The following is a 26,297-nucleotide window of genomic DNA, read 5'->3' as shown; positions in this document are numbered from 1 at the left end:
GCCGCCGGGCCCGCGCTCCACGCGCCGGCCCGGCCGTCCGCTCGCTAGACCTCTTCGACACTGCTCGGCTCACGCCGGGACAGGTCGATGCCGAGCTCCTCCGCTGCGCGGAAGACGTCCTCGTCGGTGTCACGCATCTCAATGGACATGCCGTCGCTGGAGAGCACCTCGACGTTCAGGCACAGCGACTGCATCTCCTTGATCAGCACCTTGAAGGACTCAGGGATGCCCGGCTCAGGGATGTTCTCGCCCTTGACGATGGCCTCGTAGACCTTCACCCGGCCGAGGACGTCGTCGGACTTGATGGTGAGCAGCTCCTGGAGGGCGTAGGCGGCGCCGTACGCCTCCAGCGCCCAGACCTCCATCTCACCGAAGCGCTGGCCACCGAACTGGGCCTTACCGCCGAGCGGCTGCTGGGTGATCATGGAGTACGGGCCGGTCGAACGCGCGTGGATCTTGTCGTCGACCAGGTGGAGCAGCTTCAGGATGTAGATGTAACCGACGGCGATCGGGTCCTTGAAGGGCTCACCGGTGCGGCCGTCGAACAGCCGCGCCTTGCCGGTCTTCTGCACCATGCGCTCGCCATCGCGGTTCGGCAGGGTGCTGTCGAGCAGCTCGGTGATCTCCTCCTCGCGGGCACCGTCGAAGACCGGAGTCGCGACGTTGGTGCCGGGCTCGGCGGCGTCCGCTCCGATGGCCTTCAGCTGGCGCTTCCACTCGGCGTCGTCCCCGTCGACCTTCCAGCCACGGCTGGCCACCCACCCGAGGTGGGTCTCCAGGACCTGGCCGACGTTCATTCGGCCGGGCACACCGAGCGGGTTGAGGACGATGTCGACCGGGGTGCCGTCCTCCAGGAACGGCATGTCCTCGACCGGCAGCACCTTGGAGATCACGCCCTTGTTGCCGTGACGACCGGCGAGCTTGTCACCATCGGTGATCTTGCGCTTCTGGGCCACGTACACGCGGACCAGCTCGTTCACGCCGGGCGGGAGCTCGTCGCCCTCTTCGCGGCTGAACACGCGGACACCGATGACCTTGCCGGACTCACCGTGCGGGACCTTCAGCGAGGTGTCGCGGACCTCACGGGCCTTCTCACCGAAGATCGCGCGCAGGAGGCGCTCCTCCGGGGTCAGCTCGGTCTCGCCCTTGGGCGTGACCTTGCCGACCAGGATGTCGCCCGTGGTGACCTCGGCCCCGATGCGGATGATGCCGCGCTCGTCCAGGTCGGACAGGACCTCTTCGGAGACGTTCGGGATGTCCCGGGTGATCTCCTCCGGGCCCAGCTTGGTGTCGCGGGCGTCGACCTCGTGCTCCTCGATGTGGATCGAGGACAGGACGTCGTCCTGCACCAGACGCTGGGAGAGGATGATCGCGTCTTCGTAGTTGTGGCCCTCCCACGGCATGAACGCCACCAGGAGGTTCTTGCCGAGCGCCATCTCGCCGTTGTCCGTGCAGGGACCGTCGGCGATGACGGTGCCGACCTCGACCCGCTGGCCCTCGTTCACGATCGGCTTCTGGTTGAAGCACGTGCCCTGGTTGGAGCGCTTGAACTTGGCGACACGGTACGTCGTACGCGTGCCGTCGTCGTTCATCACCGTGATGTAGTCGGCCGAGACCTCCTCGACGACGCCGGCCTTCTCGGCCGTGATGACGTCGCCGGCGTCGGTCGCCGCGCGGTACTCCATGCCCGTGCCGACCAGCGGAGCCTCGCTGCGCAGCAGCGGCACCGACTGGCGCTGCATGTTCGAGCCCATCAGCGCGCGGTTGGCGTCGTCGTGCTCGAGGAACGGGATCATGGCCGTCGCGACCGACACCATCTGGCGCGGCGAGACGTCGATGTAGTCCACGTCGGCCGGCGAGATGAATTCGATCTCGCCGCCCTTCCGGCGCACCAGAACGCGGCTCTCGGCGAAGTTGCCGTCGTCGTCGATCGGCGTGTTGGCCTGGGCGACGACGTGCCGGTCCTCCTCGTCCGCGGTGAGGTAGTCGATCTGCTCGGTGACCCGGCCGTCGACGACCTTGCGGTACGGCGTCTCGATGAAGCCGAAGGAGTTGACCCGGCCGTACGAGCTCAGCGAGCCGATCAGGCCGATGTTCGGCCCTTCCGGGGTCTCGATCGGGCACATGCGGCCGTAGTGCGACGGGTGGACGTCACGGACCTCCATGCCGGCGCGCTCACGGGACAGACCGCCGGGGCCCAGGGCGTTGAGACGACGCTTGTGCGTCAGGCCCGCGAGCGGGTTGGTCTGGTCCATGAACTGCGACAGCTGCGAGGTGCCGAAGAACTCCTTGATCGACGCCACGACCGGACGGATGTTGATCAGGGTCTGCGGCGTGATGGCCTCGACGTCCTGCGTGGTCATGCGCTCGCGGACGACGCGCTCCATGCGGGCCAGGCCCAGGCGGACCTGGTTCTGGATGAGCTCGCCGACCGAGCGGATACGGCGGTTGCCGAAGTGGTCGATGTCGTCGGTCTCGACGGGCACGTCGCGGCCCGCCGGGCCCGTCATCTCCTCCTCGCCGGCGTGCAGCCGCACGAGGTAGTCGACGGTGGTGACGATGTCGTCCTCGGTCAGGGTGCCCTGCGTGAGGTCCAGGTCGAGGCCGAGCTTCTTGTTGACCTTGTATCGGCCGACCTTCGCGAGGTCGTACCGCTTCGGGTTGAAGTAGAGGTTCTCGAGCAGCGTCTGCGCGGACTCCTTGGTCGGAGGCTCGCCCGGACGCAGCTTGCGGTAGATGTCGAGCAGCGCGTCGTCCTGCCCGGTGGTGTGGTCCTTCTCCAGGGTGATCCGCATCGACTCGTAGTCGCCCCAGCGCTCGAGAATGCGGGCGTCGTCCCAGCCCAGCGCCTTGAGCAGAACGGTGACGCTCTGCTTGCGCTTGCGGTCGATACGGACGCCGACATTGTCACGCTTGTCGACTTCGAACTCGAGCCATGCACCCCGGGAGGGGATCACCTTGCAGCCGAAGATGTCCTTGTCGGACGTCTTGTCCAGGGTCCGGTCGAAGTAGACGCCGGACGAGCGGACGAGCTGAGAGACGACGACACGCTCGGTGCCGTTGATGATGAAAGTGCCCTTCGGCGTCATGAGCGGGAAGTCACCCATGAACACCGTCTGGCTCTTGATCTCCCCCGTGGAGTTGTTGATGAACTCCGCCGTGACGAACATCGGGGCGGAGAAGGTCATGTCCTTGTCTTTGCACTCCTCAACGGAGTACTTCGGCGGCTCGAACCGGTGATCGCGGAACGAGAGGGACATGGTGCCGGAGAAGTCTTCGATGGGACTGATCTCTTCGAAGATCTCCTCAAGTCCCGACTGGGTCGGGACATCCTTACGACCGGCCTGCTGGGCCGCATCGACCCGGGCCTTCCACCTCTCGTTACCGAGCAACCAGTCAAAGGACTCGGTTTGCAGCGCGAGGAGATCCGGGACTCCCAGAGGCTCCTTGATACGCGCGAAGGAAACGCGGTTCGGACCGGTTGCGGTAGTCGAGGCGTTGCGCGAGGCTGCCAAGAGTGGTCCTTCCGAGGGCTCGCGGCGGACTGACGACGCGCACGCCAGACGATCCACGTCCCAAAGCCGTGCGAGGTGGACTCTTCACGGTCTCTCAGGTTGTGGATAGTCAGAGGGCAGCGCAAAGGGGCAGTGTAGCCGAGGGCTACACCGCTGGCAAGCAGAGCGCCGCAGTATGCATCACAGTTGCTCCGCAGCATCGCTCGTCAGCGGCCCCACGTCAAGACTAGACATGGACATTTCGCCCGCTCATCAGGCGTGACGAAGACCATAGTTTAGCCCACGTTCGCCAGGCCTCCTCATCTCACTGGGTGGACATGTGCGGAGATGTCGCTCCGCCCCGACGCAGACGGGCTTCGCGCGGGTGTCACGGAGGCCACGGGAAGGCCTCGCCCCGGCCATCGAACGGTCATCCGAAGGCCACCCGCCCCCACCTCCCCACGACCCCGCCGCACAGCTCTTCCCGACCACTTGTCAGGGTGTCCCTGACGATCTACCTTCGTCAGGGACACCCTGACAAACGGAGGTCTCTCATGGCGATGCCCGTTCCGCCGGCCGAGCCGGTCCTGTGCTCGTTCTGTGGCAAGGCCCACACCGAGGTCGACAAGATGGTCGCCGGTCCTGGAGTGCACATCTGCAACGAGTGCGTCGCCCTGGCCGAGGCGGTCATCGAGGAGTACCGCGACGCCCCGGTCAAGCCGCGGCTGCCGATCTGGGGCTCCCTGACCGACGAACAGATGCTCGAACACATCCCGCGGGTCGCCGCCGTCGCCGATCAGGTCGAGGCCGACCTGCGCTCGTGGGTACGGGAGCTGCGCCGCCGGGGCGTCACCTGGGCGCGGATCGGACAGGCCCTCGGCATCACTCGGCAATCCGCGTGGGAGCGGTTCTCCGGCGAGGAGTGATCAGGACCGGGCCCCGGCGGCCCGGCCCACCTCGCGTCGGGGGCGCCGCGCCACCGCCCGGCACGGCCTCACAGGCCCACAGAGGCCCGTGACGGGCCTTCCAGGGCATCCGTGGGACCCGAAACCCCTCAGCGCCCCTCGGCCGCCGTACGTCGCCCTCCGGCGGCCCTGCCGGTGACGACCCGGCCGAGGACGTCCGGACTACGGCTTCTTCGAGGCCTTCGGGGCCTTCGGGGACGTCTTGGAGGACGGCTTCTTCGACGCCGACGGGGCCGGGGTGGGAGAGGCCGACGCCGGGGGCGGGGTGGTCATCCTCGGGCCGTCGATCAGCCACTTCTTGCCGATCTTCTGCATCTGGAGCCGGGGCCAGGCCGTGTCCACCTGGGGCTCCTTGTGCGCGGCGTTGACCGAGATCATCTTCACGAACATGACCACCTCGACCCTCGTCGGAGTCGCATCGGTCACCGCCGTCACCTGGATCTGGGTCAGGGCCTGGGTCTGGCTCTTCTCCACCGACGGACGGAGGATCTGCCAGTAGTCGCCGAACGACTTGGCCATCCCCGGGGTCATCTCCGACTTCGCCTTGTTCAGGTCGTAGTCGAGTGTCTTGTAGTTGTAGGACAGCAGGTCCTTCGCCTCGGACTGGGCGGCCGCGCGGGCGTCGTCGCGGGCGCGGGCGAGGGCTCGGTCGTGGATCTTCTGGTGCCACAGGTACAGGCAGCACACCGCCATCACCAGGCACGCGCAGCCCAGCAGCGTCAGCAGCGGCGTCGCCGGGGACCGGCGGTCCGCCGCCGCGGTCTTCTCGGCGGCCGGGCCCTCCGGCTCGCGCTTCCGCTCCTGCTGCCGCTCCCGCTCACGCTTCCGCCGGTCGTCACGCTCGGCCCGGCGCGCCGCCCGGCGGCTCTCGCTGTCCGTCTCCACCGTCACTGCAGACCGCCCATCCCCGAGACCTTCCAGTCGTCACCCCGCTTGGTGAGCTGAACCTGCGCGCTCACCCGCGACGACACCGGGGTCTTCGCCTGGCTGGACCGGGCGGTGCGCGTCACGGTGACCAGGACCTCGGCCGACTTGGAGCTGATGTTCACCACGCCCGAGGCGTACAAGGCCGCGTTGGAGATCAGCTGGTTGCTCACCACGGTCTGCTTCCAGGCCGACCCGATCTGCTGGACCGCCTGCGCCTTGAACGCGCTGTCCAGGTCCGCGTACACCCGCTGGGTGTCCTGGTCGAAGGTTTGGTAGCTGATCTCGTAGAAGTGGATGACGACCCGGCGTGCGACCTCCTGGGCGGCGGCGATGTCGGACTTACGGGTGTCGGCGGCGTACGTGCTCTTGGCGAGGAAGCCCGCCCACACCGTCAGCGCGATGAAGATCAGTCCCAGTGCCGCGAAGGCCGCTCCCAGACGGCCTCCGCGGAACCGCCGGTCGAGCATCGCCCCCAGCCGGCCACGGCCGGCGCTCAGCCGACGATCGGGCTCAGCAGAAGCGTCTGCCATGAAGCGTCTCCCGTCAGTTGACTGACCTTGCCCAACCGGTACTGCTTTCCGTCGGGTCCCACGTAAACGCGAGTCCGGGGATCGTAGCCGGTGACGAAGAGCGTCTGAAGCCGCGATGCGGACTGCGCACCGTTCGTCGCGCCCGGCGACTGCTGCGCCGAGGCCTGCTTGGCCGCGTCCGAGGACGACGACGAAGACGACGACCCGCCCGAATAGGTCCGCTCGTACGGGAAGCCCGCGCCCGCGGTGGCGCCGGCCGGAAGCTTGGGGTACGGCCCCGCGGGCGGAGCGTTGCGCGAGCCGCGCACGGCCGTGGGCGAGTTCTTCGGCAGCTTGCAGGAGGCCTTGGGGTTGACGCTCGCCGGGCGTGTGTCCTGCGGATACCGCACCCGCGTGTTCTCGTACCCCTTGGTGCACACGGGTGGTGCGTTGAGGTTCAGCTCCATGCCGAAGTGCACGGTGCCGTCGCCGGGCGCCACGGTGAACGCGCCGCCCACGATCAGCGGGTACATGACCAGCATCTGCCGCAACTGGGTGGAGCGTGAGGTCAGCACCTGGCCGATCACCGAGCCGTTGGCCAGCAGCGTGGGGAGCGTCGGCTGGATGCGTTCGAACAGGTCGTTGCCCTGGTCCAGCGTGCCGGGCGTGGTGTTCAGCACCGAGCGCACCGTGCCGTCGTCGTGCTTGAGCTCACCGGTCAGCGACGCGAGGTCGTGGGAGAACTGCCGGAACGTCGGCCCCTCGTCCACCTGCGTGTCCAGGACGGTACGGCCGTTGTTGAGCAGCTGGATCGTCTCGGGGTAGCTCGCGTTGAGCGCTTCGAGGATCCGCTTGTTCGAGTCGAGCAGCGACTGCAGGTCCGGACCGGTGCCCGACAGGCCCTTGTCGAGCTCGTCGATGACCGTGCCGAGGTCCTGGGGGTTGACCGTACGGACCAGCGCGTCGACGTTGCGCAGCAGCTCGTACGTCTGCACCGGCAGGTGCGTGTGCGAGACCGGGATGACCGAGCCGTCCTTCAGCGACGGGCCGTTGCCGGCCGGGCGCAGGTCGACGTACTGCTCGCCGACGCCGGACCGGTTGAGCACGTAGGCCTGGACGCCGTTGGCGGGCACCTTCTTGCCCCGGTCGATGCGCAGCTCGACGCGTACGCCGTCCTTGGTGAGCCGCAGCGGGCCCACGCGCCCGACCGTGACACCGCGGTACGTGACCTCCGCGCCGGAGAAGATGCCGCCCGAGTCGGTGAGATTGACGTACACGCGGTACCGCAGGTCGAGCACGCCCTGCCCGATGCCGATGATGTTGACCAGGGTGTACGCCATGGTCAGCGCCGTGATGACCGCGAACACCAGCAGCTGGATCTTGACGCCGCGCTTGATGATCATGCGGTGCCTCCCTGGAGCAGCGCACCGAGGTCGTCACCGGGCGGGCCGCTCATGCCGAGCGGCGGCAGGATGTCGCCGATCCCCCCGGAACCACCGTTCGAGCCGGGGGTTCCCGGAGATTTGGAGGACCCGGGGGTCGCGGATCCGCTGTTCTGGCCCGCTCCGTTCGTCGTGAGCCCCGGCAGCACGCCCAGCGGCGTGTCGGGCAGGCCCGTGCGCGGCGGCGGCAGGATGTTCTGCAGCTTGTCCGCGGCCTTGGAGATGCCTGCGAGCGGCGTACCGGCGAGGAGGTTGTGCGCGAGGTCGGCGACGTTGAGGTCCATGGAGACCATCAGGTTGCCGTAGTCGCCCTTGAGCGCCTGGCTGACCGTCTGCGGGAACGGGAAGGTGAACAGGCCGCCGAGGATCTTGGGGATCGTCTCGCCGGCCTTGTTGGTGTTGGTCAGGATGGTCTGCAGGGCCTTGAGGTTGGCCACGGTGTCGCCCTGCGACCGGTTGATGACGCGGGTCGCGACCGTACCCAGCCTGTCCATGTTGACCAGCAGCTTGGTGAGGTCCTTGCGCTGGGAGGCCAGGATCTTCACCGCCGGGCCGGTGCTGTCGATGGTGTCGGCGATCGTCTTGTTGTGCTTGGCGAGCGTGGCGGCCAGCTGGTCGACCTTGTCGATCGTCGTGACGATCTGGTTCTTCTGCCGGTCGAGCGTGCCGACGAAGGTGTTGAGCTGGTTCAGCACGTCGCGCAACTGCGTGGTGTGGCCCTGCAGGGCGGCGTTCAGCTCATGGTTGATCGTGGAGATCTGTTCGAGGCCGCCGCCGGTGACGAGCATCGACATCGCCGACAGCACCTCCTCGACCTCGGTGCTGCGCGAGGTGCGGTCGAGGGGGATCTCGGCCCCCGCCGCGAGGCGTCCCTGCGGTGTCTGTCCCTGCGGGGCGGACAGCGCGACGAACTTCTCCCCGAGCAGGCTGGTCTGGGAGATGGTGGCGACCGCGTTGGCGGGCAGGTCGACCGTACGGCGGAGCCGGCACGTCACGACGGCCTTCCAGTCGACCAGGTCGATCTTGGTGACCATGCCGACCGGGACGTCGTTGACCCGGCACTGCGACTGCGGCACCAGGTCCAGGACGTTCTCGAAGACCATCTTCACGTCGTACGGCTGGGAGCCCGTGTCGACGCCGCCCGGCAGCGGCATCGACGACACGCCCTTGAACGTGCACCCCGACACCGCGGTGCCGAGGGCGAGCGCGAGCGCGAGGGCCCGCGGGGCCGCGCGGCGGATGGCACCTCGCCTCATCTGCGGGCCTCCCTTCCCACCTTTGTCCTTGCGCTCACGGAATGATCGGCAGCGTGTCCGTCCCGGGGGACTTGGTCGACGAGCCGCCTGAGGGGCCCTTGACGCTCGCCGGCAGCGGGATGAGGTTCTGGAGGTATCCGTCGAACCACCGGCCGGCGGACGTGGCGTCCGCCGACGTCGTGACGAACGGCCCGATGACCTTCACCGCGCGGTCGAGGTTGTCCTGGTTGCGCAGCAGGATGTCGACGACCTTGTGGAGCTGGGTCAGGGCGGGGTTCAGCGTGGCGCGGTTCTCCTCGATCGTGCCGGTGATCTGCTGGGAGAGGCTCACCGTGCCGGACAGCAGCGAGCGGACCACCGCGCGCCGGTCGTCGATCTCCTGCAGCAGCCGCGAGCCGTCCGAGACCAGCGCCGCCAGGTCCCCGCTGCGGTCGGCCAGCAGCTTGGTGACGTTGTTGGTGTGCTGGAGCAGGTCGCTCAGCGACTCGTCGCGCGAGGCCACCGCCCGGGAGATCTTCCGCAGCCCGTCCAGCGCTCCGCGGACGTTGTCCGGGGAGCCCTGCAGCGTGTCCGACAGCGTGTCGAACGCCTTGCCGAGCTGCGGCACGTCGATCTTCTGCACCTGCCCGCTGAGGTCCTGCAAGGCGGGCACGACCTCGTACGACGGCGTCGTGCGCGAGGTGGGGATCTCCGAGTGCGCCGGCTGCCGTCCCGAACCGCTCGGCTGGATCTCCAGGTAGTGCGAACCCAGGATCGTGCTCAGCTTGATCGCCGCGCGTGAGGTGGTGCCGAAGCGCACCTTGGGGTCCACCGTGAAGGCGACCTTCACGTGGTCGCCCTCCAGGCCCACGCTCAGGACCTTGCCGACCTTCACGCCCGCGATGCGGACGTCCTCCGACGGCTTCAGCCCGCTGGCCTCCGTGAACGCGGCCTGATACTTCGTCCCGCCCTCGAAGCGCGACAGGTTGAACGAGAGGGCCACGAGCAGCGTCACCGAGGTCACGCCGAGCAGACCCATCCGCAGGGGATCCCGATCCCGGAACGACCGCTTCATGGCCGTACTCCCCTCTCGACCCGAAGATGAACTTTCTCATTCTTTACACCGGGCGTTGTCGTTCACGATCTGCGGCGTGTTGACAGTGACCTTTCCGGGCAGCCCGATCCGGGCGTCCAGACTGCAGAGGTAGAAGTTGAAGAAGGATCCGTAGGACGCCACCCGGTCGAGCAGCGTGAAGTTGGTCGGCAGTGCCGCGAACGCCTTGTCCAGGTCGTTGCCGTTGGCCGCGAGGACCTTCGACAGCTGCCCGAGCTGGGTGATGTCGTTCTTGAGCGGAGGCCGCGCCTGGCTGAGCAGGCCGTTGGTCGCGCCGATGAGCTGGTTGACGCTAACGAGCGAGTCACCGATCGCCTTACGGTCGCCTGACAGGCCCGAGACGAGGCTCTTCAGGTTGGTGATCAGCGAGGAGACCTCCTCGTCGCGCGAGTCGATCGTGCTGATCACGCGGTCGAGGTTGTCGATGACCCGGCCGATGACCTGGTCGCGGTTGCCCAGGGTCTGGGTCAGCGACGAGACGTGCGCGAGCAGGCCGTTGACCGTGCCGCCCTCGCCCTGGAGCACCTGGATGATCTCGTACGAGAGCTGGTTGACGTCCTGTGGCCGGATGGCGCGCAGGAGCGGGCGGAAGCCGTTGAACAGCGCGGTCAGGTCGAGCGCCGGCTGGGTCTGCTCCTTGGGGATGACGCCGTTCGCCGGCAGGGTGCCGCCCTGGCCCGAGCCCTGCGTCAGCGAGACGTAGCGCTGGCCCATCAGGTTGCGGTAGCGCAGCTGGGCCTGGGTGCTGCGCGGCAGCGGCTCGGACTTGAGCACCGAGACCGTCACCTGCGCGAGGGTGCCGCGGTAGAGCTTGACCGAGTCGACCTGCCCGACGCGTACGCCGGCGATGCGCACCTCGTCGCCCGGGAGCACCCCGGCCGCGTCGGTGAAGATCAGCCGATACTTCGTCGTGTCGACGAACTGGGTGTTGGAGATCGTGACCGCGAGGATGCCGGTGAACAGCGTCGCGATCACCGCGAAGATGAGCAGCTTGATGGCCGCCGACGTCGTCTTCACTTCAGCGTCACCACCATTCCGCTGGCGGCCGGGGCGTACAGCAGCGAGGCGAGGTCGGAGACCTGGTTCGCGGAGGTGCCCATCGCCGGCGCCATGAGGCTCTTCAGCATGGAGTCGTCATCGGTGGAGGAGCCGGGCTTGATCAGGACGCTGGACAGCGAGCGGCCGGCCGGGCCCTTCCACCACGTGTCGTCCTGGGTGCCGTCCAGGGTCTGGTACTGCGGGAAGGGCACCTTGGGGTTCGGTATGCCGTAGCAGCGGGCGTTGCGCTGGTCCTTGTTCTCCGGCAGGTCCAGGACCGGCTTGTACGCCGGGCGCGGCTTGCTCAGCTCCAGCGTGACGTGCACGCCGGGCTGGCCGCCGCCCATCGCCTCGACCAGACGGGGCTGGATCTTGGCCATGCCCTTGAAGACGCACGGGATGGCCGGGGAGGCCTTGGCGATGAGGGCGAGCGCCTGGCGGTTCGCCAGCTGCGCGCCCACCAACCGCGGCTCGTTCTCCTCCGCGAACGGGATGAGCTTGCCGGTCAGGTCGATGCCCTTGTCCAGCAGGGAGACCAGCTGGGGTTGCTTGTCGACGATCGTCTTGTTGGTGACCTGGAGGTTCTGCATGATCGACAGCAGGTCGGGCGCGGCGCCGTTGAGGTTGTCGCTGACCGTGGACAGCGCCCGCAGGTCGTGCACGATCGTCGGCAGATGGGGGTTGAGCTTCCTGAGGTAGCCGTCGGCCAGGTCGATCGTCTGCCCGATCTCCTCGCCGCGGCCCTGCAGCGCGGTGGCCAGGGCGTTGAGCGTCGCGTTGAGCTTCTCGGGCTTCACCGCGTTCAGCAGCGGCATGATGTCGTCGAGGACCTGGTTCACCTCGACGGCGGTGGTGGACTTGTCCTGGGCGATGGTGTCGCCGTCCTTCAGGTGCGGCCCCGCGTTGGCGGTGGGCGGCACCAGATCGACGTACTTCTCGCCGAACACCGTCTTGGGCAGCATGCGCGCCGAGGAGTTGTCCGGGATCAGCGCCGCCTTGCCCGGATCGAGCGCGAGGTCGATCGCGGCGCCGGTGGCCGTCGAGTGGATGCTGCGGACCTCACCGACGATCAGGCCGCGCACCTTGACGTCGGAGTGCGGCACGAGCTGCAGTCCGGCCCGGTCGCTGTTGACGGTGACGTGGTAGACGGACTTGAAGGCCTGGTTGTACTGGGCGAGCATCAGCAGAACGAGCACGATGACGATGATCATGAACGCCAGGCCGTACAGGCGGTAGCGCAGGCGTTCAGACCATGAGCCGGCGGTCATGTGCCCTCACCCGTCATCATCGCGGTTGTCACCTTCTCGTCCTCTAACCGGCTATCCGGACGGTCGTCGTGGTGCCCCAGATGGCCATCCCCATGAGCAGGTCCACGACGTTCACGACCACGAGGCTCGTACGCACCGCGCGCCCGACCGCGACGCCGACGCCGGCCGGGCCGCCGCTGGCGTTGTAGCCGTAGTAGCAGTGGATGAGCATCACGAGCATCGCGAAGACGAGGACCTTGCCGAACGACCACAACACGTCGTGCGGCGGGAGGAACAGGTAGAAGTAGTGGTCATAGGTGCCGCTGGACTGCCCGAACGCCACCGTCACGATGATCCGCGTGGCGAAGAACGAGGCCAGCAGGCCGATGACGTACAGCGGGATGACCGCGAGCATGCCGGCCACCATGCGCGTGGTCACCAGGAACGGCAGCGACGGCACGCCCATGACCTCCAGCGCGTCGATCTCGTCGCTGATCCGCATCGCGCCGAGCTGGGCGGTGAAGCCGCAGCCGACCGTGGCCGACAGCGCCAGCGCGGAGACCGTCGGCGCGAGCTCGCGGGTGTTGAAGTAGGCGGAGACGAAGCCGCTGAAGGCCGCGCTGCCGATCTGGTTGAGGGCGTTGTAACCCTGCAGGCCGACCTCGGTGCCGGTGAAGAACGTCATGAACGCGACGATCGCCACGCTGCCGCCCATGACGGCCAGGCCGCCGGTGCCCAGGCTGACCTCGGCCAGGAGGCGGACGACCTCCTTCTTGTAGCGGACGATCACCCGCCAGACCCAGGCGAACACCCGGACGTAGAAGGCCATCTGGCGGCCGAAGTCCTCGAGGCGCTCCAGCGGCGCGTCGACGACACGCTTGGCCGCACGGAGGCCGCTGCCGCTGCGCGTACCCGCGACCATCACATTCCCTTCTGCGGCACGAGCTGGAAGTACAGCGCGCTGAGCACGAAGTTCTCCACGAACAGTGCCATGGCCGCGATGACGACGGTCTGGTTCACGGCGTCACCGACGCCCTTGGGGCCGCCGGAGGCGGTCAGGCCCTTGTACGAGGCGACCAGCGCGGCGGTGACCCCGAAGACCACCGCCTTGACCTCGGCCTGGTAGAGGTCGGGCAGCTGGGCGAGGCCGCTGAAGGACGCCATGTACGCGCCGGGCGTGCCGCCCTGGAGCATGACGTTGAAGATGTAGCCGCCGGCGATGCCAACGACCGACACGATGCCGTTGAGGAACAGCCCGACGAAGGCGCAGGCGAGCACGCGCGGCACCACGAGCCGGTGCAGCGGGTTGATGCCGAGCACCTCCATGGCGTCGATCTCTTCGCGGATCTTCCGTGCGCCGAGGTCGGCGCAGATCGCCGAGCCGGCCGCGGCGGCGATCAGCAGCGCGGTCACGATCGGGCTGGCCTCGCGGACGATCGCGAGCACGGCGGTAGAACCGGTCTGCGACTGCGCGCCGAGCTGGCGGATGAGGTTGCCGACCTGGAGCGACAGGATCGCGCCGAACGGGATGGCGACCATGATCGTCGGCGCCACGGTGACGCTGACGATGAACCAGGCCTGCTGCAGGAACTCCTGCCACTGGAACGGCCACTTGAACGCCGCGCGCACGGTGTCGAGCGACATCGCGAAGAAGCGCCCGGGCTCGCGGAAGATGACGTTGACGGCGCCGTCGGCGACCGGGGCGAGGCGGCTGGGTCTCGTCTCGGGTTCGGTGCGCTCGGGGGCCTGCGTCATGAGTCCTCCTTCGTCGGAGGGCGTGACCACAGGGCCGTGTCTTCGATTCCCTCGCTTCGCTCGGTCATGAGTCCTCCTTCGTCGGAGGGCGTGACCACAGGGGCGCGTCTTTTGATTCCTTCGCTTCGCTCGGTCATGGGCGGCCACCTCCGGCGCTGCCGGCGACGGGGGTGCGCTCGGCGACGTACCGCGGCCACTCCTCCAGCCAGTTGCGGCCCTGGTCGTCGACGAACGAGCCCTCCGGCGGGGCGACGCCGTGGGCGCGCAGCCACTCGCCCGGTGCGCGCTGGGCCGCGCGCAGGCGGCCGTCGGCGGGCATGAGCTGCGGCGGGATGGGCGGCAGGACGCCGGGGTCGTGCCCCATGCGGGCCTCGGCCTCCAGCTCGGACACGTCCTTCTCCTCGGACATGCCGATGGGGCCGACCTTGCGGGCGTTGAGGAACTGCCGGACGACCGGCTCCTCACTCGACAGCAGCATCTCGCGCGGGCCGAACATCACCAGCTCGCGCCGGAACAGCAGGCCGATGTTGTCGGGAACGGTCCGGGCGGTGTTGATGTCGTGCGTGACGATGAGGAACGTCGCGTTGGTCTCGGCGTTGAGGTCGACGATGAGCTGGTTGAGGTAGGCCGTACGGACCGGGTCGAGACCGGAGTCGGGCTCGTCGCAGAGGATGATCTCGGGTTCGAGCACGAGGGCGCGGGCCAGCCCGGCGCGCTTGCGCATGCCGCCGGAGATCTCGCCGGGCAGCTTGCGCTCGGCCCCGAGCAGGCCGACCATCTCCATCTTCTCCATGACGATCTTCTTGATCGCCGACTCGCTCTTCCTCGTGTGCTCGCGCAGGGGGAAGGCGATGTTGTCGAAGAGGTTCATCGAGCCGAACAGCGCGCCGTCCTGGAACAGGACGCCGAACAGCTTGCGCGTCTCGTACAGGTCGTGTTCGCGGAGATGGGGCATGTCACGGTCGCCGATCCAGCAGTGACCGCGGTCGGGCTTGAGCAGCCCGACGAGCGTCTTGAGGAAGACCGACTTACCCGTACCGGAGGGCCCGAGCATCACCGAGATCTCTCCGGCGGGCAGGGTCAGCGTCACGTCCTCCCAGATGACCTGACGCCCGAAGGACTTGGTCAGACCATCGACTCTGATTTCGACGCCCACTCGTCACCTTTCGTCCGGCCGGGGGGTATCCGGTCCAACGAGCGAGTTACCGCTGAGTCACGGTGCCGTATGACGTAGCGCCACCGCAAGGTGGCGGCCGGTTCCGTGTAAAGCGTGCAACTACCGTAGTCGTCCCTTCCACCATTGGAAGGGGCCATGGCCGATACCGGTGTCACGGCGAGGGCCTCGTAAGCAGATCGTTACTGGATCCTTATGAGACTAGCGGTCCAACAAGCCCCTTGTGAAGGGTGTCTCAACGCGGAACGGCGACGCGTCCGCGGCGCGGATGAGAGGACGACCGGCGCCGTACGCCCGCACCGGCTCGACGCAAGTGACCGGCGCAAGAGACGCGGGCACGAGAAAGGGCGGCCACCCGTTTCCGGATGGCCGCCCCAAGGAGCGGTGAAGCAGACGACTACTTGACCGTCACGGTGGCGCCGGCCTTCTCCAGGGCCTCCTTGGCCTTGTCGGCCGTCTCCTTGTTGACCTTCTCCAGCAGCGGCTTCGGCGCGCCGTCGACCAGGTCCTTGGCCTCCTTCAGGCCCAGGCTCGTGAGGGCGCGGACCTCCTTGATGACCTGGATCTTCTTGTCGCCGGCGGCCTCGAGGACGACGTCGAACTCGTCCTTCTCCTCGGCGGCCTCGGCCGGGGCGCCCGGGGCGGCGGCACCGGGGGCGGCGACCGCGACGGGGGCGGCGGCCTTGACGTCGAAGGTGTCCTCGAACTGCTTCACGAACTCCGACAGCTCGAGAAGCGTCATCTCCTTGAACGCGTCGAGCAGCTCGTCGGTGCTGAGCTTCGCCATGATGTCTCCTGTCCTGTCGGCCCGGTCGCTGCCCGGGCCACGTACTCAAAGGTCTGTTACGACCGCGGGATCAACCCTCGTCGGACGCTGCGGCGGGCGCCTCGGCCGGCGCCTCACCCTCGCTCTCGCGCTTGGCCCGCAGGGCGTCGGCCAGCTGGGCGGCCTTGACCGGCAGGGCGTTGAAGGCGGCGGCGGCATTGCCCATGGACGCCTTCATCGCACCCGCGAGCTTCGCGAGCAGAACCTCGCGCGACTCGAGGGAGGCGAGCTTGGTGATCTCGTCGGGCGTCATCGGCTTGCCGTCGACGACACCACCCTTGATCACGAGATCCGGGTTGGCCTTGGAGAAGTCACGCAGGCCCTTGGCGGCCTCGACCACGTCACCGCGCACGAACGCGATCGCCGACGGACCCTGGAGCAGTTGCTCCAGCTCCTCGGCGACGCCGGCCTCGCGCGCCGCGATCTTGGTCAGCGTGTTCTTCACCACGGCGAACCGTGCGTTGTCTCCGAGGGACCGGCGCAGCTCGCTGAGCTGCGCCACGGTGAGCCCGCGGTACTCGGTCAGCACGGCGCCGCTCGAGCTCTCGAATGCAGATCGGAGCTCGGCGACGGCCGCCGTCTTGTCCGCTCTCGCCATGGCCCTCCTTCCAGATGTACGCCGGTGAGGAAGGCCCAGGAACAGGAAAGGCCCCGGCGCAGGCGCACGGGGCCGAACGCGACGGACGTCGCGGTCGAAAGCTCTCGTCATCACCTGCGCTGGCCACCCGCTGTGCGGGACCTTCGGCCACCCATGCGGGTGACGACCGGCGGTCTTCGGCAGACAAAAGAGTACGCGCCCGGAACCGGGAGTCCAAATCGATTCCCAGCGTAGGGAGGAAGCGGGCGTCCTTGGAGGCGGTGAACATCCGCACATCGTGCGCCGCCCGGAGGAGTTGACATCTCGCCGGAGAACCCCGGAAAACGACACGCGGCCGCCCGGAGGGAGATCCGGGCGACCGCGTGACTTCGCGAAGCCGGGCGTCAGCTGGGGACGTTCTGCCCGCCGCCCAGGAGGCCGGCCCCGTCCGCGACCTGGCTCTTCGGCGGAACCGTGACCGAGACCGGCACGTTGAAGGCCGTGTAGTTGAGGGTCATCTTCATGCCCACCTGGGCGTCGGACGGCGTCGCGATGGTGACCCTACGGGGCAACTGCCGCCCGTCGACCCACATATCAAAGTTGATCTTGTCGAAGCCGGCCTCGGCGAAGGACTTCTGCGCCTGAGCGCGCTGGTCGCCACTCAGCTTCGACATGGCGTCGGTCATGCTGTACGTGCCCTTGTAGTGGGTGGTCCGTACCCCACCGACCGTCTCCCGACCGATCTGGCGGACGTCCTTCGACGCGGTGAGCAGCTTGGTGTTCAGCGCCGGGTCGCCCTGGTCGCTCTGCTGCATCGACTGCAGATCGGCGCCGCTCTCCTTGTGCAGGTCGCTGCGCTTTATGCCGACCCACGGCTTTCCGGTCCTCGCCTGGAGCGCGGGCATCTTCATGTACAGCTTGTCGCCGGTCACGATCTCGGTGACGCGTGCCGTCCCCTGGCCGATCCCGCGCATCGTCATGACGAGCTTCATGGCCTTCGACGGCTTGAGCCGGCACGCCATGTTTCCCTTGAAGTCCACCTGCTGGCCGGACGCGCTCATCGCCACGGACATCGTCCCCCGGTACGACGTCACTCCGCTCGTCCGCTCCGACACCTTGGCCAGGACGTTCTGGGCGGCGGTCAGGTGGGCGGCACCGCTCGTCGGCTCGCCGCCGGACGCCTTGTCCTGGCTCGCGCCCTTGCAGGCGGTCAGCGACAGTGCGATCGCCAGGCCCGTCGCGGCCCCGGCCACGTATCGACCGGCCTTTGGTGTCATGGAACATCCTCTCCTGATCATGGCGCGACCCCCGGCAGGGACCACGCCAACATCAGACGTCGTACGCCCCAGAAAGGTTCACATTTCACCAGAAACTCCCCCGTCACATGAGTACGCGGCCACCCGGAGCACCGTCCGGGCGGCCGCGTGGCCCACTCAGCCGGGCGTCAGCCGGGGACGTTGGAGCCGGCGCCCTTGAGCTTGAGGCCGTCCACGACCTGGCTCTTGGCCGGGGCCTTGATCGAGACGGGCTTGTTGAAGTCGACGTAGTTCATCGCGGTGTCGAGCTTCAGCTTCGCCCCGGGCGGCGTGGTCAGCGTGATCTTGCGGGGCAGCTGCCGCCCGTCGATCCACAGGCTGAAGTTCAGCTTGTCGAGGCCGGCCTGGCTGAAGATCTTCTGGGCCTCTTCACGCTGTTCGGTGCCGAGCTTGGACAGCGCGTCGCTGAGCGCGAACGTGCCCTGGTAGTGCGTCGTGGAGACACCGCCGACCGTCTCCGTACCGACCTTGCGCACGTCCTTGGACGCGGTGAGCATCTTGGCGTTCAGCGCCGGGTCGGCCTGACGTCCCTGGCTCTGCAGGCCCTTGACGTCGACGCCGGTCGCCTTGCTCACCTCGGCGGTCGTGAAGCTCACCCACGGCTTGCCGGCCCGCTTGGCCAGGGCGGGGATCTTCAGGTAGATCGTGTCGCCGGTGAAGACCTCCTGGAACCCGTCGGTGGTCTTGCCCGAAGCGTTGATCGCGGGTACGTCGAGCTTCATCGCCGGGTCCGGCTTCAGCCGGAACGCCAGGTCGCCCTTGAGGTCGGCCTGCCGCCCGCTCACGACGCTGGAGGTCGACAGGGTCGCGCGGAACGACTTCAGGTCCGCGGTCTTGTCCGCGGCCTTCCCGAGAGCCTCCTGCGCCGCCGTGAGGTGCACGCCCGGCTTGCCGCTGCCCGGCTTGCCGCTGTCCGACGCGTCGCTGCCGCCCCCGTCCGTACGGCAGCCGGTGAGGGACACCGTCAGCGCCAGCCCGGCGGCGGCGCCTGCCACATATCGACTGGCCCTTGCTGTCATCGCGAGTTTCCTCCCAGGTTGACGGTCGGCCATTCCGGTGGCCCGCCTTCCGGCGTGTCGGTTCCGTACCTGAGCAAGGACCCTTTAAACGGAATGTCCCGTGACTTAGGTCACGGGACATTCCGTTTAAGCGACGAATACGCTGGTCAGCCGGACTATTAATGGATCTGGGAGCCCAAAGCGTTCTTGAGCTGGCTGCCGTCGGTCACCTCGCTCGCCGGAGGCGCGCTGACCGAGAACGACTTGTTGTAGTCGCTGAAGATCATGGTCGAGGACGCGTTGCCCTTGTCGGTCGTGACCTTGGTGACGAGCTTGCGCGGCAGGCTGTCCTTGCCCACCCACAGGTCGAACGTCACCTTGTTCGCGCCGGACCGCTGGTAGAACTGCTTGAACGCCTGCTGCGCCCGCGCGTCGAGCTGCCCGACCTGCTCCGGGGTGACCGTGCCCTCGTAGTGGGTGGTCTTCACGCCGTCGATGCTCTCGGTGCCGACCCGGCGGGCGTCCTTGGAGCCGGTGAAGATCTTCGTCTGCTCGGCCGGGTTGGCCCGCTTGACGATGCTGTCGAGGTTGACCCCCGCCTGCTTGCTCGCCTGGGAGATGGAGAACTTCACCCACGGCTTGCCGCCGGTGAACTGCGACAGCTGCTGCGGAACCTTGGCGTAGAAGGCGTCCCCGAGGAGGATGGCGCGCTCGCCGCCCGGCAGCGACTGGCCCTTCACGGTGGCCGAGTCGAGCGTGCCGGTGGCCTGGAGCTGCGGCTTGAGTCGGATCTGGATGGTGCCGTGCATCTTGGCCGCCGCCTCGCCGGTGCCGGCGGCCGTGACCGCGACCTTGTACGAGTCGACGGTGGCCGTCTTCTGCGACGCCAGGGCGATGGCCTGAGCCGCCGGGACCTGAGCGCTCTGCTTGTCGTCGCCGCTTCCCTGGCACGCGGTCAGGGAGACGATGAGCGCGGCTCCCGCCGCCGTCCCCAGGGCGTATCGACGAACCATTGGGTTCCTCCTGCGTCTCGCGTATGGCTACCGGACGCGGATCTCGGTCCGCGAACCGTTCTGTCTCCGGCCGATTACGAGTCTTGTCCCCAACGATTCGTAGGACATCCCCCACAGGGACCAAATGGTTTATCCCCGCATGCTCCCCAAGTCGTACGGCCGGGCGCCCCAAGGCCGATTCGCGGTCGCGGCGATCTCAAACGCGAAAAGGGGCGCCTCCCGATGGGAGACGCCCCTGACGTGCGGAATGTCAGCTCGCCGCGCCCTCGAGCTCCGCGGTGAGGTTGCGGGTCTGGCTCGGGTCGAGCGGGACGCCCGGTCCCATCGTGGTGCTCAGGGTGCCCTTCTTGATGTAGCGCCCCTTGGCGGCCGACGGCTTGAGCCGCAGGATCTCCTCCAGCGCCGCGGCGTAGTTCTCCACGAGCTGGCGCTCGTCGAAGGAGGACTTGCCGATGATGAAGTGGAGGTTGCCGTGCCGGTCGACGCGGAACTCGATCTTGCCGCCCTTGATCTCCGTGACCGCCTTGGCCACGTCGGTGGTGACGGTGCCGGTCTTGGGGTTCGGCATGAGACCGCGCGGGCCGAGCACGCGGCCGAGCCGACCGACCTTGCCCATCATGTCCGGGGTCGCGACGACCGCGTCGAAGTCCAGGAAACCGCCCTGGATCCGCTCGATCATGTCGTCCGTGCCGACGTAGTCGGCGCCGGCCTCACGGGCCTCGTCCGCCTTCGCGCCACCGGCGATGACCAGCACGCGCGCCGTCTTGCCGGTGCCGTGCGGCAGGTTGACGGTGCCGCGGACCATCTGGTCGGCCTTGCGCGGGTCGACGCCCAGCCGGAGCGCGACCTCGACGGTCGCGTCGAACTTGGTGGGCGAGGTCTGCTTGGCCAGCTTGACGGCCTCGGCCGGGCTGTACAGAGCGTCCTTGTCGATCTTGGCGTCGGCCTCGCGGTAGGCCTTGCTGCGCTTCATGTGCGTCTCCTTGCTGGAGTGCGTGGTACGGGCCGCGCGAGCCCTCCCACGGAAATGATGTGAGTTGAGGAGAATCAGTCGCCGACGTTGATGCCCATGGAACGGGCGGTGCCGGCGACGATCTTCTCGGCCTGCTCGAGGGAGCCGGCGTTCAGGTCGGGCATCTTGGTCTGGGCGATCTCCCGGAGCTGGTCGCGGGTGATGCTGCCGACCTTGTTCTTGTGCGGCTCGCCGCTGCCCTTCTCGACCCCGGCGGCCTTCTTGATGAGCTGGGCGGCCGGCGGCGTCTTGGTGATGAAGGTGAACGAGCGGTCCTCGTAGATGCTGATCTCTACGGGGATGACGTTGCCGCGCTGGGACTCCGTGGCAGCGTTGTACTGCTTGCAGAAGTCCATGATGTTGACGCCGTGCGGACCGAGGGCGGTACCGACGGGCGGCGCGGGGGTCGCCTGGCCGGCCTGCAGCTGGACCTTGACGATCGCGGCGAGTTTCTTCCTGGGAGGCATGCCTCACCCCTAGCGTTCCTGTGTGACTTCGGCCCCGACTCCCGCATTCGCGGGCAACACGGCGACTGGAACGTCGACCGCCGCGTTGGGGCCCTTACCTCCTCGGCAGGCGAGGACCCCGCTCTCGCGGGCTCCTCGCCGACGAGGAGTGGTCAGATCTTGGAGACCTGGTTGAACGACAGCTCGACCGGGGTCTCCCGACCGAAGATCGAAACCAGCACCTTGAGCTTCTGCGCCTCGGCGTTGATCTCGTTGACCGTCGCGGGCAGTGTGGCGAAGGGACCGTCCATGACGGTCACGGACTCGCCGACCTCGAAGTCGACGGTGGCCGTGGTCTTGGCGGTCTCCTTGGCCTTGACCTGCTCCTCCGGCTCGGGCGCCAGCAGGGTGGCGACCTCACTGAGGTGCAACGGCGACGGAGTGTTGGAAAGTCCTACGAAGCCCGTCACACCGGGCGTGTTGCGTACGGCGGCCCAGGACTCGTCGGTGAGGTCCATGCGGACCAGGATGTAGCCCGGCAGGACCTTCTCGCTGACCTTCTGGCGCTTGCCGCCCTTGACCTCGGTGACCTCGTGCTGCGGCACCTCGACCTGGAAGATGAAGTCCTCCATGTTGAGCGACTGGGTGCGCTGCTCGATGTTGGTCTTGACGCGGTTTTCATATCCCGCGTACGAGTGAACGACGTACCACTCGCCCGGCAGGCGCCGCAGCTGCGTCATGAAGTCGCCGACCGGGTCGGACGACTCCTCCGGAGACTCGTCCGCCGTCGTCTCGGCGGTGGCGTCATCGGCCGAGGCGCCTTCCGGCGTCTCGGCGGACTCCGCGGCGACGTCTTCAGCCTCGGTCGTAGCCGCCGTCTCCACGGACTCGGCCTCCTTGACGGCCTCGTCGTGGAGCTCAGGGGACTCGGACACGATCACTCTTTCTCTCGATACGTAATGTCTTGCCGGATGTGACGCGTGATCAGCCGAGTCAGCCGAACGCCTTCAGGGTCAGCCACGAGAACAGGTTGTCCAGACCGAACACGATCGCCAGCACAATGATCACAAAGATCAGCGAAACGGTCGTGTACGTGACAAGCTCGTGGCGCGTCGGCCAGATGACCTTGCGAAGCTCGGCGACCACCTGGCGGTAGAACAGCAGAGGAGAAGTCCGCTTCCGGCGCGGCTTCTTCTCCTTGTCCTTGGTCGCGGCGTCGCCGCGCGTGTCAGTCGCCATCGATGTCGACGCATCCCCTCGTCGGTCGTGTCGCAAACTCCGCTGTGGGCGTGCGCATCACTACGTCCGCATACTTCAGGTTAGTCGCGAACCGCAATCCGCAGGGCAGGAGGGACTCGAACCCCCAACCACCGGTTTTGGAGACCGGGACTCTGGCCAATTGAGCTACTGCCCTTCGCAGTGGCACCGCATCCAGGGCGTGTCAGAGCCCTGAGCGACGTCACTAAGTGCTGCAGTCTACGTGTCAAACCACCTCCGCGTCGAACCAAACGCCGCAGCGCGCCCGGTTCGGCTCCGGACTCAGCCTATATCCGGCTGAGATCTCCCCGCGCCGTCTGCGACGATAGGCACTATGAGCACTCGAATCTCCGCCCGGATCGCCGCGATCTCCGAATCCGCGACACTCGCCGTGGACGCCAAGGCGAAGGCGCTGAAGGCCGCGGGGCGCCCGGTCATCGGATTCGGCGCCGGCGAGCCGGACTTCCCGACACCCGACTACATCGTCGAGGCCGCCGTCGAGGCGTGCCGTACGCCCCGCTTCCACAAGTACACGCCCGCGGGCGGGCTGCCCGAGCTCAAGGCCGCGGTCGCGGAGAAGACCAAGCGCGACTCCGGCTACGAGGCCGACGCGTCCCAGGTGCTCATCACCAACGGCGGCAAGCAGGCGGTGTACGAGGCGTTCGCCGCGCTGCTCGACCCGGGCGATGAGGTGCTGGTCCCCACCCCGTACTGGACGACGTACCCCGAGTCGATCAAGCTGGCCGGCGGCGTGCCGGTCGACGTGGTCGCCGACGAGACCACCGGCTACCTCGTGACCGTGGAGCAGCTTGAGGCGGCCCGTACGGACCGTACGAAGGTCCTGCTGTTCGTCTCCCCGTCCAACCCGACCGGCGCGGTCTACAGCCGCGAGCAGGTCGCCGAGATCGGCCGCTGGGCGGCCGAGCACGGCCTGTGGGTGATCACGGACGAGATCTACGAGCACCTCGTGTACGGCGGCGCGGAGTTCTCCTCGATGCCCGTGGTCGTGCCCGAGCTGGCCGACCGCACCCTGATCCTCAACGGCGTGGCCAAGACGTACGCCATGACCGGCTGGCGGGTCGGCTGGATGATCGGCCCCAAGGACGTCGTGAAGGCCGCCACGAACCTCCAGTCCCACGCGACGTCCAACGTCGCGAACGTCTCCCAGGCCGCGGCGCTCGCGGCGGTGAGCGGCGACCTGACGGCCGTCGCACGGATGCGCGAGGCGTTCGACCGGCGCCGGCAGACCATCGTCCGGATGCTCAACGACATCCCCGGCGTGGTGTGCCCCGAGCCGCAGGGCGCCTTCTACGCCTACCCGTCGGTCAAGCAGCTGCTGGGCAAGGAGATCCGCGGCAAGCGCCCGCAGACGTCCGTGGAGCTGGCGGCGGTGATCCTGGAGGAGGCCGAGGTGGCGGTGGTGCCGGGTGAGGCGTTCGGCACGCCGGGCTACTTCCGCCTGTCCTACGCCCTCAGCGACGAGGACCTCGCCGAGGGCGTGGGCCGCGTGGGCAAGCTGCTCGCCGAGGCCCACTGAGCGCGGCCCTCGGAGCCGTACGTGAGAAGAGGCCGTCCCGTCGTCGAACGACGGGACGGCCTCTTCTTGTGAGTGCCGGGACGCATGGGGTGGAGGGCGGCGCGTCCCGGCTCCCCTCAGGTGACGTTCACCCCTTCGGCGATACGCGTCATGCTGCCGCCGAGCGACGGGCTGACACCGACCCAGACACCCAGGCCGTGCCGTTCGATCCACATGATCTGGCTGGGCACCGCCGGGCCGTCCGTGCGCAGACCCGGATGGCCGTGCACGCGGAACGCCTTGGCCACCGGCGGCGCCAGCCCCAGGTCCGACGGATTCTTGAGCCCGCCGTCGCGGATGAGGCGCACCTCGATCCAGCCGCCGGAACCGCTCCAACGGCAGGTCTTGGTCTCCTTCGCCCCCGTGTGCGTGCTCGTGCACGGCTTGGCGGTGAGGCCGTGGGGCAGGTACGTGAGCAGCGCCCTGACCGCGCCCAGGCCGGGGTCCTGGGCGCCGGACGGGCGCTTCGGCCTTCCCGCCGGGTGTGAACCCTTCGATCCGGCACCAGGTGAGCCCGAGCGGGCGTCCACCGAGGGTGTCGGCGACGCGGACAGCGTGCGGGTCGTCTGCTGCCCGTGCCTCCGGCCGTCCGGACCGTCCGCACCGACGGTCTGCGGGCGGATCGTGTGGTAGGCCGGGATCATCCCGGCCGCGACGATCACCCCGGCGGCACCGACGGCGAACGCCGTGCGGCGTCGTACCGTCCGGTGATGGCGGCGCCTGGCGTCCGCGGCCAGCGTCTCCGGCGCGGACACCTCCGTGACATGGTCCGCCATGGCCTGCCGCAGCTCATTCTCCAGATCCATGGTTCACCCCCTTGATACCGCCGTGTGGGCGGATGAGCCCATCCGCTCACGCAACCGCGCGAGCCCCCGCGCGGCCTGACTCTTGACCGTGCCGACCGAACATCCGAGCATCTTCGCCGTGTCGGCCTCTGACATGTCCTCCCAGTAGCGGAGGACGAGCACCGCTCGCTGGCGCGGACCGAGACGGCGCAACTCGTCGATGAGGACGCCCCGGAGCTCGACCGTGGCCGTCTCCGACGCCGAGGGGACCTCTGGCGGGCTCGGCATGTGCACCTCACGCAGAACCCGCCATCGTCTCGCCCGGCTCACCGTCAGGTTCACGAGGATGCGGCGGACGTACGGCTCCGGATCGGCCTCGGTACTGATCTTGTTCCAGTGCCGGTAGGCCTTTTCCAGCGCCGTCTGGAGGATGTCCTCCGCGTCGGACCGCGCCCCGCACAGCAGACTCGCTGTGCGGAGCAACGCGGTACCCCGCTCCGCCACGAACTTGACGAATGACTCGTCATCTCGACGCGCCAATGTGCTCCGTCCGGTGAACGCCACATCGAATGCCGACCGGTCGCGGGTGGCCCTCCGCGCCGGGGCCACCCGCGCCATGCTCACTCCGCGTGAAGCTGGGAGGCGATGCCCGGCAGCAGCGCGGCCGTCGCCGGGTTGCTGCCCGTGATCCGGACGGCGTAGCCATTGTCATCGAGCCACAGCATGCCCTCGTGGGTCGGCGTCTGCCATGCGTTCCCGCCACTCACCGAGACGAACTGGCCGGGCATCTTCAGCTCCTGCGCCAGCTCGGCCAGGGTGACCTGCGGCGGGGTCTTGATGCGGTCCACCGTGATGGAGCCGGGCAGCGAGCCGACGAGCTGCTGGGTCCAGACGCACGCCGCGCGGCTCTGGATGGTGATGCTGTGCGCGTGGACGACGCCGAACCTCGCGCCGTTCGGCAGCGTGAACTGCTTGGCCTTGGCCTGCTCGTTCTTGATCACCGCCGGGACCTTGTCGCAGGAGACGGCGTCCGGCAGCGACGGGGCGGCCGGCACCTTCGGCGGGGTCGCGGTCTCGGCCTTCTCGCCGGCAGCGTCGCAGGTGGGCAGCTTGCTCACCGGCAGCTTGGCGAGCTCCTCGGCCGGGAGCACCTTCGGGGCCTTGCCCGGCACCGCGGGAAGGGTCACCGGGGTCTTGGGCGCCTTGGCGGCCAGGGCCTCGATCTGCTTCTCGACCTTCGCCCTGGCGGCGGCGAGGGCCTTGCTGCCCTTCGGGAGGTTCGGCACGCAGGTGGGCACCGAGGGCACGGACGGAGTGGTGGGCGTCTTCACCTCGGGGGCGTGCTTGGCGATGTCCTTGACGGCCGCCGGGGCGCTCGGGGCGGGGCTGCTGTTCCCGACGGTCGCCCACGTGACACCACCCGCGGCGACGGCGCCGGCCGTCGTGGTCACCAGCAGAGCTACCTTGAGCGTCTTCATTGAGTCATGCCCTTTCAGCCTGTGTTGGTTCAGCCTGTGTTGCTCTCGCGCCCCTCATATACGCGTGAGTCCCACGGGGGGTTGCACGCCTCTCCAAAACTTTTTTCAGGCGA

Annotated in this window: 25 protein-coding genes and 1 tRNA gene; 2 read left to right on the top strand and 24 right to left on the bottom strand. The window is 68.1% G+C overall.

The window, feature by feature from the left end; genetic code table 11:
• Positions 1–44: 44 nt before the first annotated feature.
• Positions 45–3,515 carry a DNA-directed RNA polymerase subunit beta gene (gene rpoB / locus OG417_RS05425; protein WP_329250624.1) on the bottom strand — a complete coding sequence of 1,157 codons (3,471 nt, stop codon included), beginning with the start codon at positions 3,513–3,515 and terminating at the stop codon, positions 45–47.
• Positions 3,516–4,048: 533 nt separating this feature from the next.
• Here rpoB and OG417_RS05420 point away from each other — a divergent pair.
• Entirely contained in the window at positions 4,049–4,420 is a 372-nt protein-coding gene (locus tag OG417_RS05420; protein ID WP_329250621.1) for a ClpX C4-type zinc finger protein, read from the top strand.
• Between the two features lie 201 nt (positions 4,421–4,621).
• On the opposite strand, the gene OG417_RS05415 is transcribed toward OG417_RS05420, so the two are convergent.
• From OG417_RS05415 to OG417_RS05320, 20 genes are all read right to left on the bottom strand, one after another.
• On the bottom strand, positions 4,622–5,350 hold the full coding sequence (locus OG417_RS05415; protein WP_329250618.1) for a hypothetical protein: 729 nt from the start codon (positions 5,348–5,350) through the stop codon (positions 4,622–4,624).
• Positions 5,347–5,916: a hypothetical protein gene (locus OG417_RS05410; RefSeq protein ID WP_329250615.1), complete on the bottom strand. Its 570-nt coding sequence runs from the start codon at positions 5,914–5,916 to the stop codon at positions 5,347–5,349. The genes OG417_RS05415 and OG417_RS05410 overlap by 4 nt, the downstream gene beginning before the upstream one ends.
• Positions 5,880–7,298, bottom strand: a complete 1,419-nt coding sequence (locus tag OG417_RS05405; RefSeq protein ID WP_329250612.1) for an MlaD family protein — start codon at positions 7,296–7,298, stop codon at positions 5,880–5,882. Before OG417_RS05405 ends, OG417_RS05410 begins: the two co-directional genes overlap by 37 nt.
• Positions 7,295–8,593 (bottom strand): MCE family protein, encoded by a 1,299-nt coding sequence (locus OG417_RS05400; RefSeq protein WP_329250610.1) that lies wholly within the window; start codon positions 8,591–8,593, stop codon positions 7,295–7,297. Before OG417_RS05400 ends, OG417_RS05405 begins: the two co-directional genes overlap by 4 nt.
• Positions 8,594–8,627: 34 nt before the next feature.
• Positions 8,628–9,647, bottom strand: a complete 1,020-nt coding sequence (locus tag OG417_RS05395; protein WP_329250607.1) for an MCE family protein — start codon at positions 9,645–9,647, stop codon at positions 8,628–8,630.
• A gap of 36 nt (positions 9,648–9,683) precedes the next feature.
• Positions 9,684–10,703, bottom strand: a complete 1,020-nt coding sequence (locus OG417_RS05390; protein WP_329250604.1) for an MlaD family protein — start codon at positions 10,701–10,703, stop codon at positions 9,684–9,686.
• Entirely contained in the window at positions 10,700–11,992 is a 1,293-nt protein-coding gene (locus OG417_RS05385) for an MCE family protein (protein WP_329250602.1), read from the bottom strand. The genes OG417_RS05390 and OG417_RS05385 overlap by 4 nt, the downstream gene beginning before the upstream one ends.
• A gap of 43 nt (positions 11,993–12,035) precedes the next feature.
• Positions 12,036–12,893, bottom strand: coding sequence for an MlaE family ABC transporter permease (locus OG417_RS05380; RefSeq protein ID WP_442875658.1), 858 nt, complete (start codon positions 12,891–12,893; stop codon positions 12,036–12,038).
• Positions 12,893–13,726, bottom strand: coding sequence for an MlaE family ABC transporter permease (locus tag OG417_RS05375; RefSeq protein ID WP_425550853.1), 834 nt, complete (start codon positions 13,724–13,726; stop codon positions 12,893–12,895). Before OG417_RS05375 ends, OG417_RS05380 begins: the two co-directional genes overlap by 1 nt.
• Before the next feature lie 133 nt (positions 13,727–13,859).
• A complete protein-coding gene (locus OG417_RS05370) occupies positions 13,860–14,882 on the bottom strand; it encodes an ABC transporter ATP-binding protein (protein ID WP_329250600.1) in 1,023 nt (340 codons plus the stop codon).
• A 415-nt stretch (positions 14,883–15,297) separates the two neighbouring features.
• Entirely contained in the window at positions 15,298–15,687 is a 390-nt protein-coding gene (rplL, locus tag OG417_RS05365) for a 50S ribosomal protein L7/L12 (protein WP_329250598.1), read from the bottom strand.
• A gap of 70 nt (positions 15,688–15,757) precedes the next feature.
• Positions 15,758–16,324 carry a 50S ribosomal protein L10 gene (gene rplJ, locus OG417_RS05360; RefSeq protein WP_329250595.1) on the bottom strand — a complete coding sequence of 189 codons (567 nt, stop codon included), beginning with the start codon at positions 16,322–16,324 and terminating at the stop codon, positions 15,758–15,760.
• Between the two features lie 383 nt (positions 16,325–16,707).
• Complete coding sequence (locus OG417_RS05355; RefSeq protein WP_329250592.1) at positions 16,708–17,580, bottom strand: hypothetical protein; 873 nt, start codon at positions 17,578–17,580, stop codon at positions 16,708–16,710.
• A gap of 167 nt (positions 17,581–17,747) precedes the next feature.
• Positions 17,748–18,638, bottom strand: coding sequence for a hypothetical protein (locus OG417_RS05350; protein WP_329250589.1), 891 nt, complete (start codon positions 18,636–18,638; stop codon positions 17,748–17,750).
• Positions 18,639–18,796: 158 nt separating this feature from the next.
• A complete protein-coding gene (locus tag OG417_RS05345; RefSeq protein WP_329250585.1) occupies positions 18,797–19,630 on the bottom strand; it encodes an LppX_LprAFG lipoprotein in 834 nt (277 codons plus the stop codon).
• A 250-nt stretch (positions 19,631–19,880) separates the two neighbouring features.
• The gene (rplA, locus tag OG417_RS05340) at positions 19,881–20,603 is read right to left on the bottom strand and encodes a 50S ribosomal protein L1 (protein WP_329250583.1); all 723 of its coding nucleotides are present in this window, start codon (positions 20,601–20,603) and stop codon (positions 19,881–19,883) included.
• A gap of 74 nt (positions 20,604–20,677) precedes the next feature.
• A complete protein-coding gene (gene rplK, locus OG417_RS05335; protein WP_329250579.1) occupies positions 20,678–21,109 on the bottom strand; it encodes a 50S ribosomal protein L11 in 432 nt (143 codons plus the stop codon).
• Positions 21,110–21,261: 152 nt separating this feature from the next.
• Positions 21,262–22,023, bottom strand: coding sequence for a transcription termination/antitermination protein NusG (gene nusG / locus OG417_RS05330; RefSeq protein WP_329250576.1), 762 nt, complete (start codon positions 22,021–22,023; stop codon positions 21,262–21,264).
• Between the two features lie 58 nt (positions 22,024–22,081).
• Positions 22,082–22,327, bottom strand: coding sequence for a preprotein translocase subunit SecE (gene secE, locus OG417_RS05325; protein ID WP_329250574.1), 246 nt, complete (start codon positions 22,325–22,327; stop codon positions 22,082–22,084).
• Positions 22,328–22,428: 101 nt separating this feature from the next.
• A tRNA-Trp gene (locus OG417_RS05320) sits at positions 22,429–22,502 on the bottom strand.
• Between the two features lie 177 nt (positions 22,503–22,679).
• Here OG417_RS05320 and OG417_RS05315 point away from each other — a divergent pair.
• Positions 22,680–23,882: a pyridoxal phosphate-dependent aminotransferase gene (locus tag OG417_RS05315; protein WP_329250571.1), complete on the top strand. Its 1,203-nt coding sequence runs from the start codon at positions 22,680–22,682 to the stop codon at positions 23,880–23,882.
• Between the two features lie 116 nt (positions 23,883–23,998).
• Here the strand turns inward: OG417_RS05315 and OG417_RS05310 are convergent, their stop codons facing one another.
• From OG417_RS05310 to OG417_RS05300, 3 genes are all read right to left on the bottom strand, one after another.
• The gene (locus OG417_RS05310) at positions 23,999–24,727 is read right to left on the bottom strand and encodes a hypothetical protein (RefSeq protein WP_329250568.1); all 729 of its coding nucleotides are present in this window, start codon (positions 24,725–24,727) and stop codon (positions 23,999–24,001) included.
• 3 nt (positions 24,728–24,730) lie between these two features.
• A complete protein-coding gene (locus OG417_RS05305; protein ID WP_329250566.1) occupies positions 24,731–25,246 on the bottom strand; it encodes a SigE family RNA polymerase sigma factor in 516 nt (171 codons plus the stop codon).
• Positions 25,247–25,326: 80 nt separating this feature from the next.
• Entirely contained in the window at positions 25,327–26,184 is an 858-nt protein-coding gene (locus tag OG417_RS05300; protein ID WP_329250564.1) for a hypothetical protein, read from the bottom strand.
• Positions 26,185–26,297: the final 113 nt, after the last annotated feature.

Source organism: Actinoallomurus sp. NBC_01490, from assembly GCF_036227085.1.
Classification (GTDB): domain Bacteria; phylum Actinomycetota; class Actinomycetes; order Streptosporangiales; family Streptosporangiaceae; genus Actinoallomurus; species Actinoallomurus oryzae.
The sequence above is the reverse complement of the archived record's forward strand: the minus strand, read 5'-3'. Positions and strand labels throughout refer to the sequence as shown.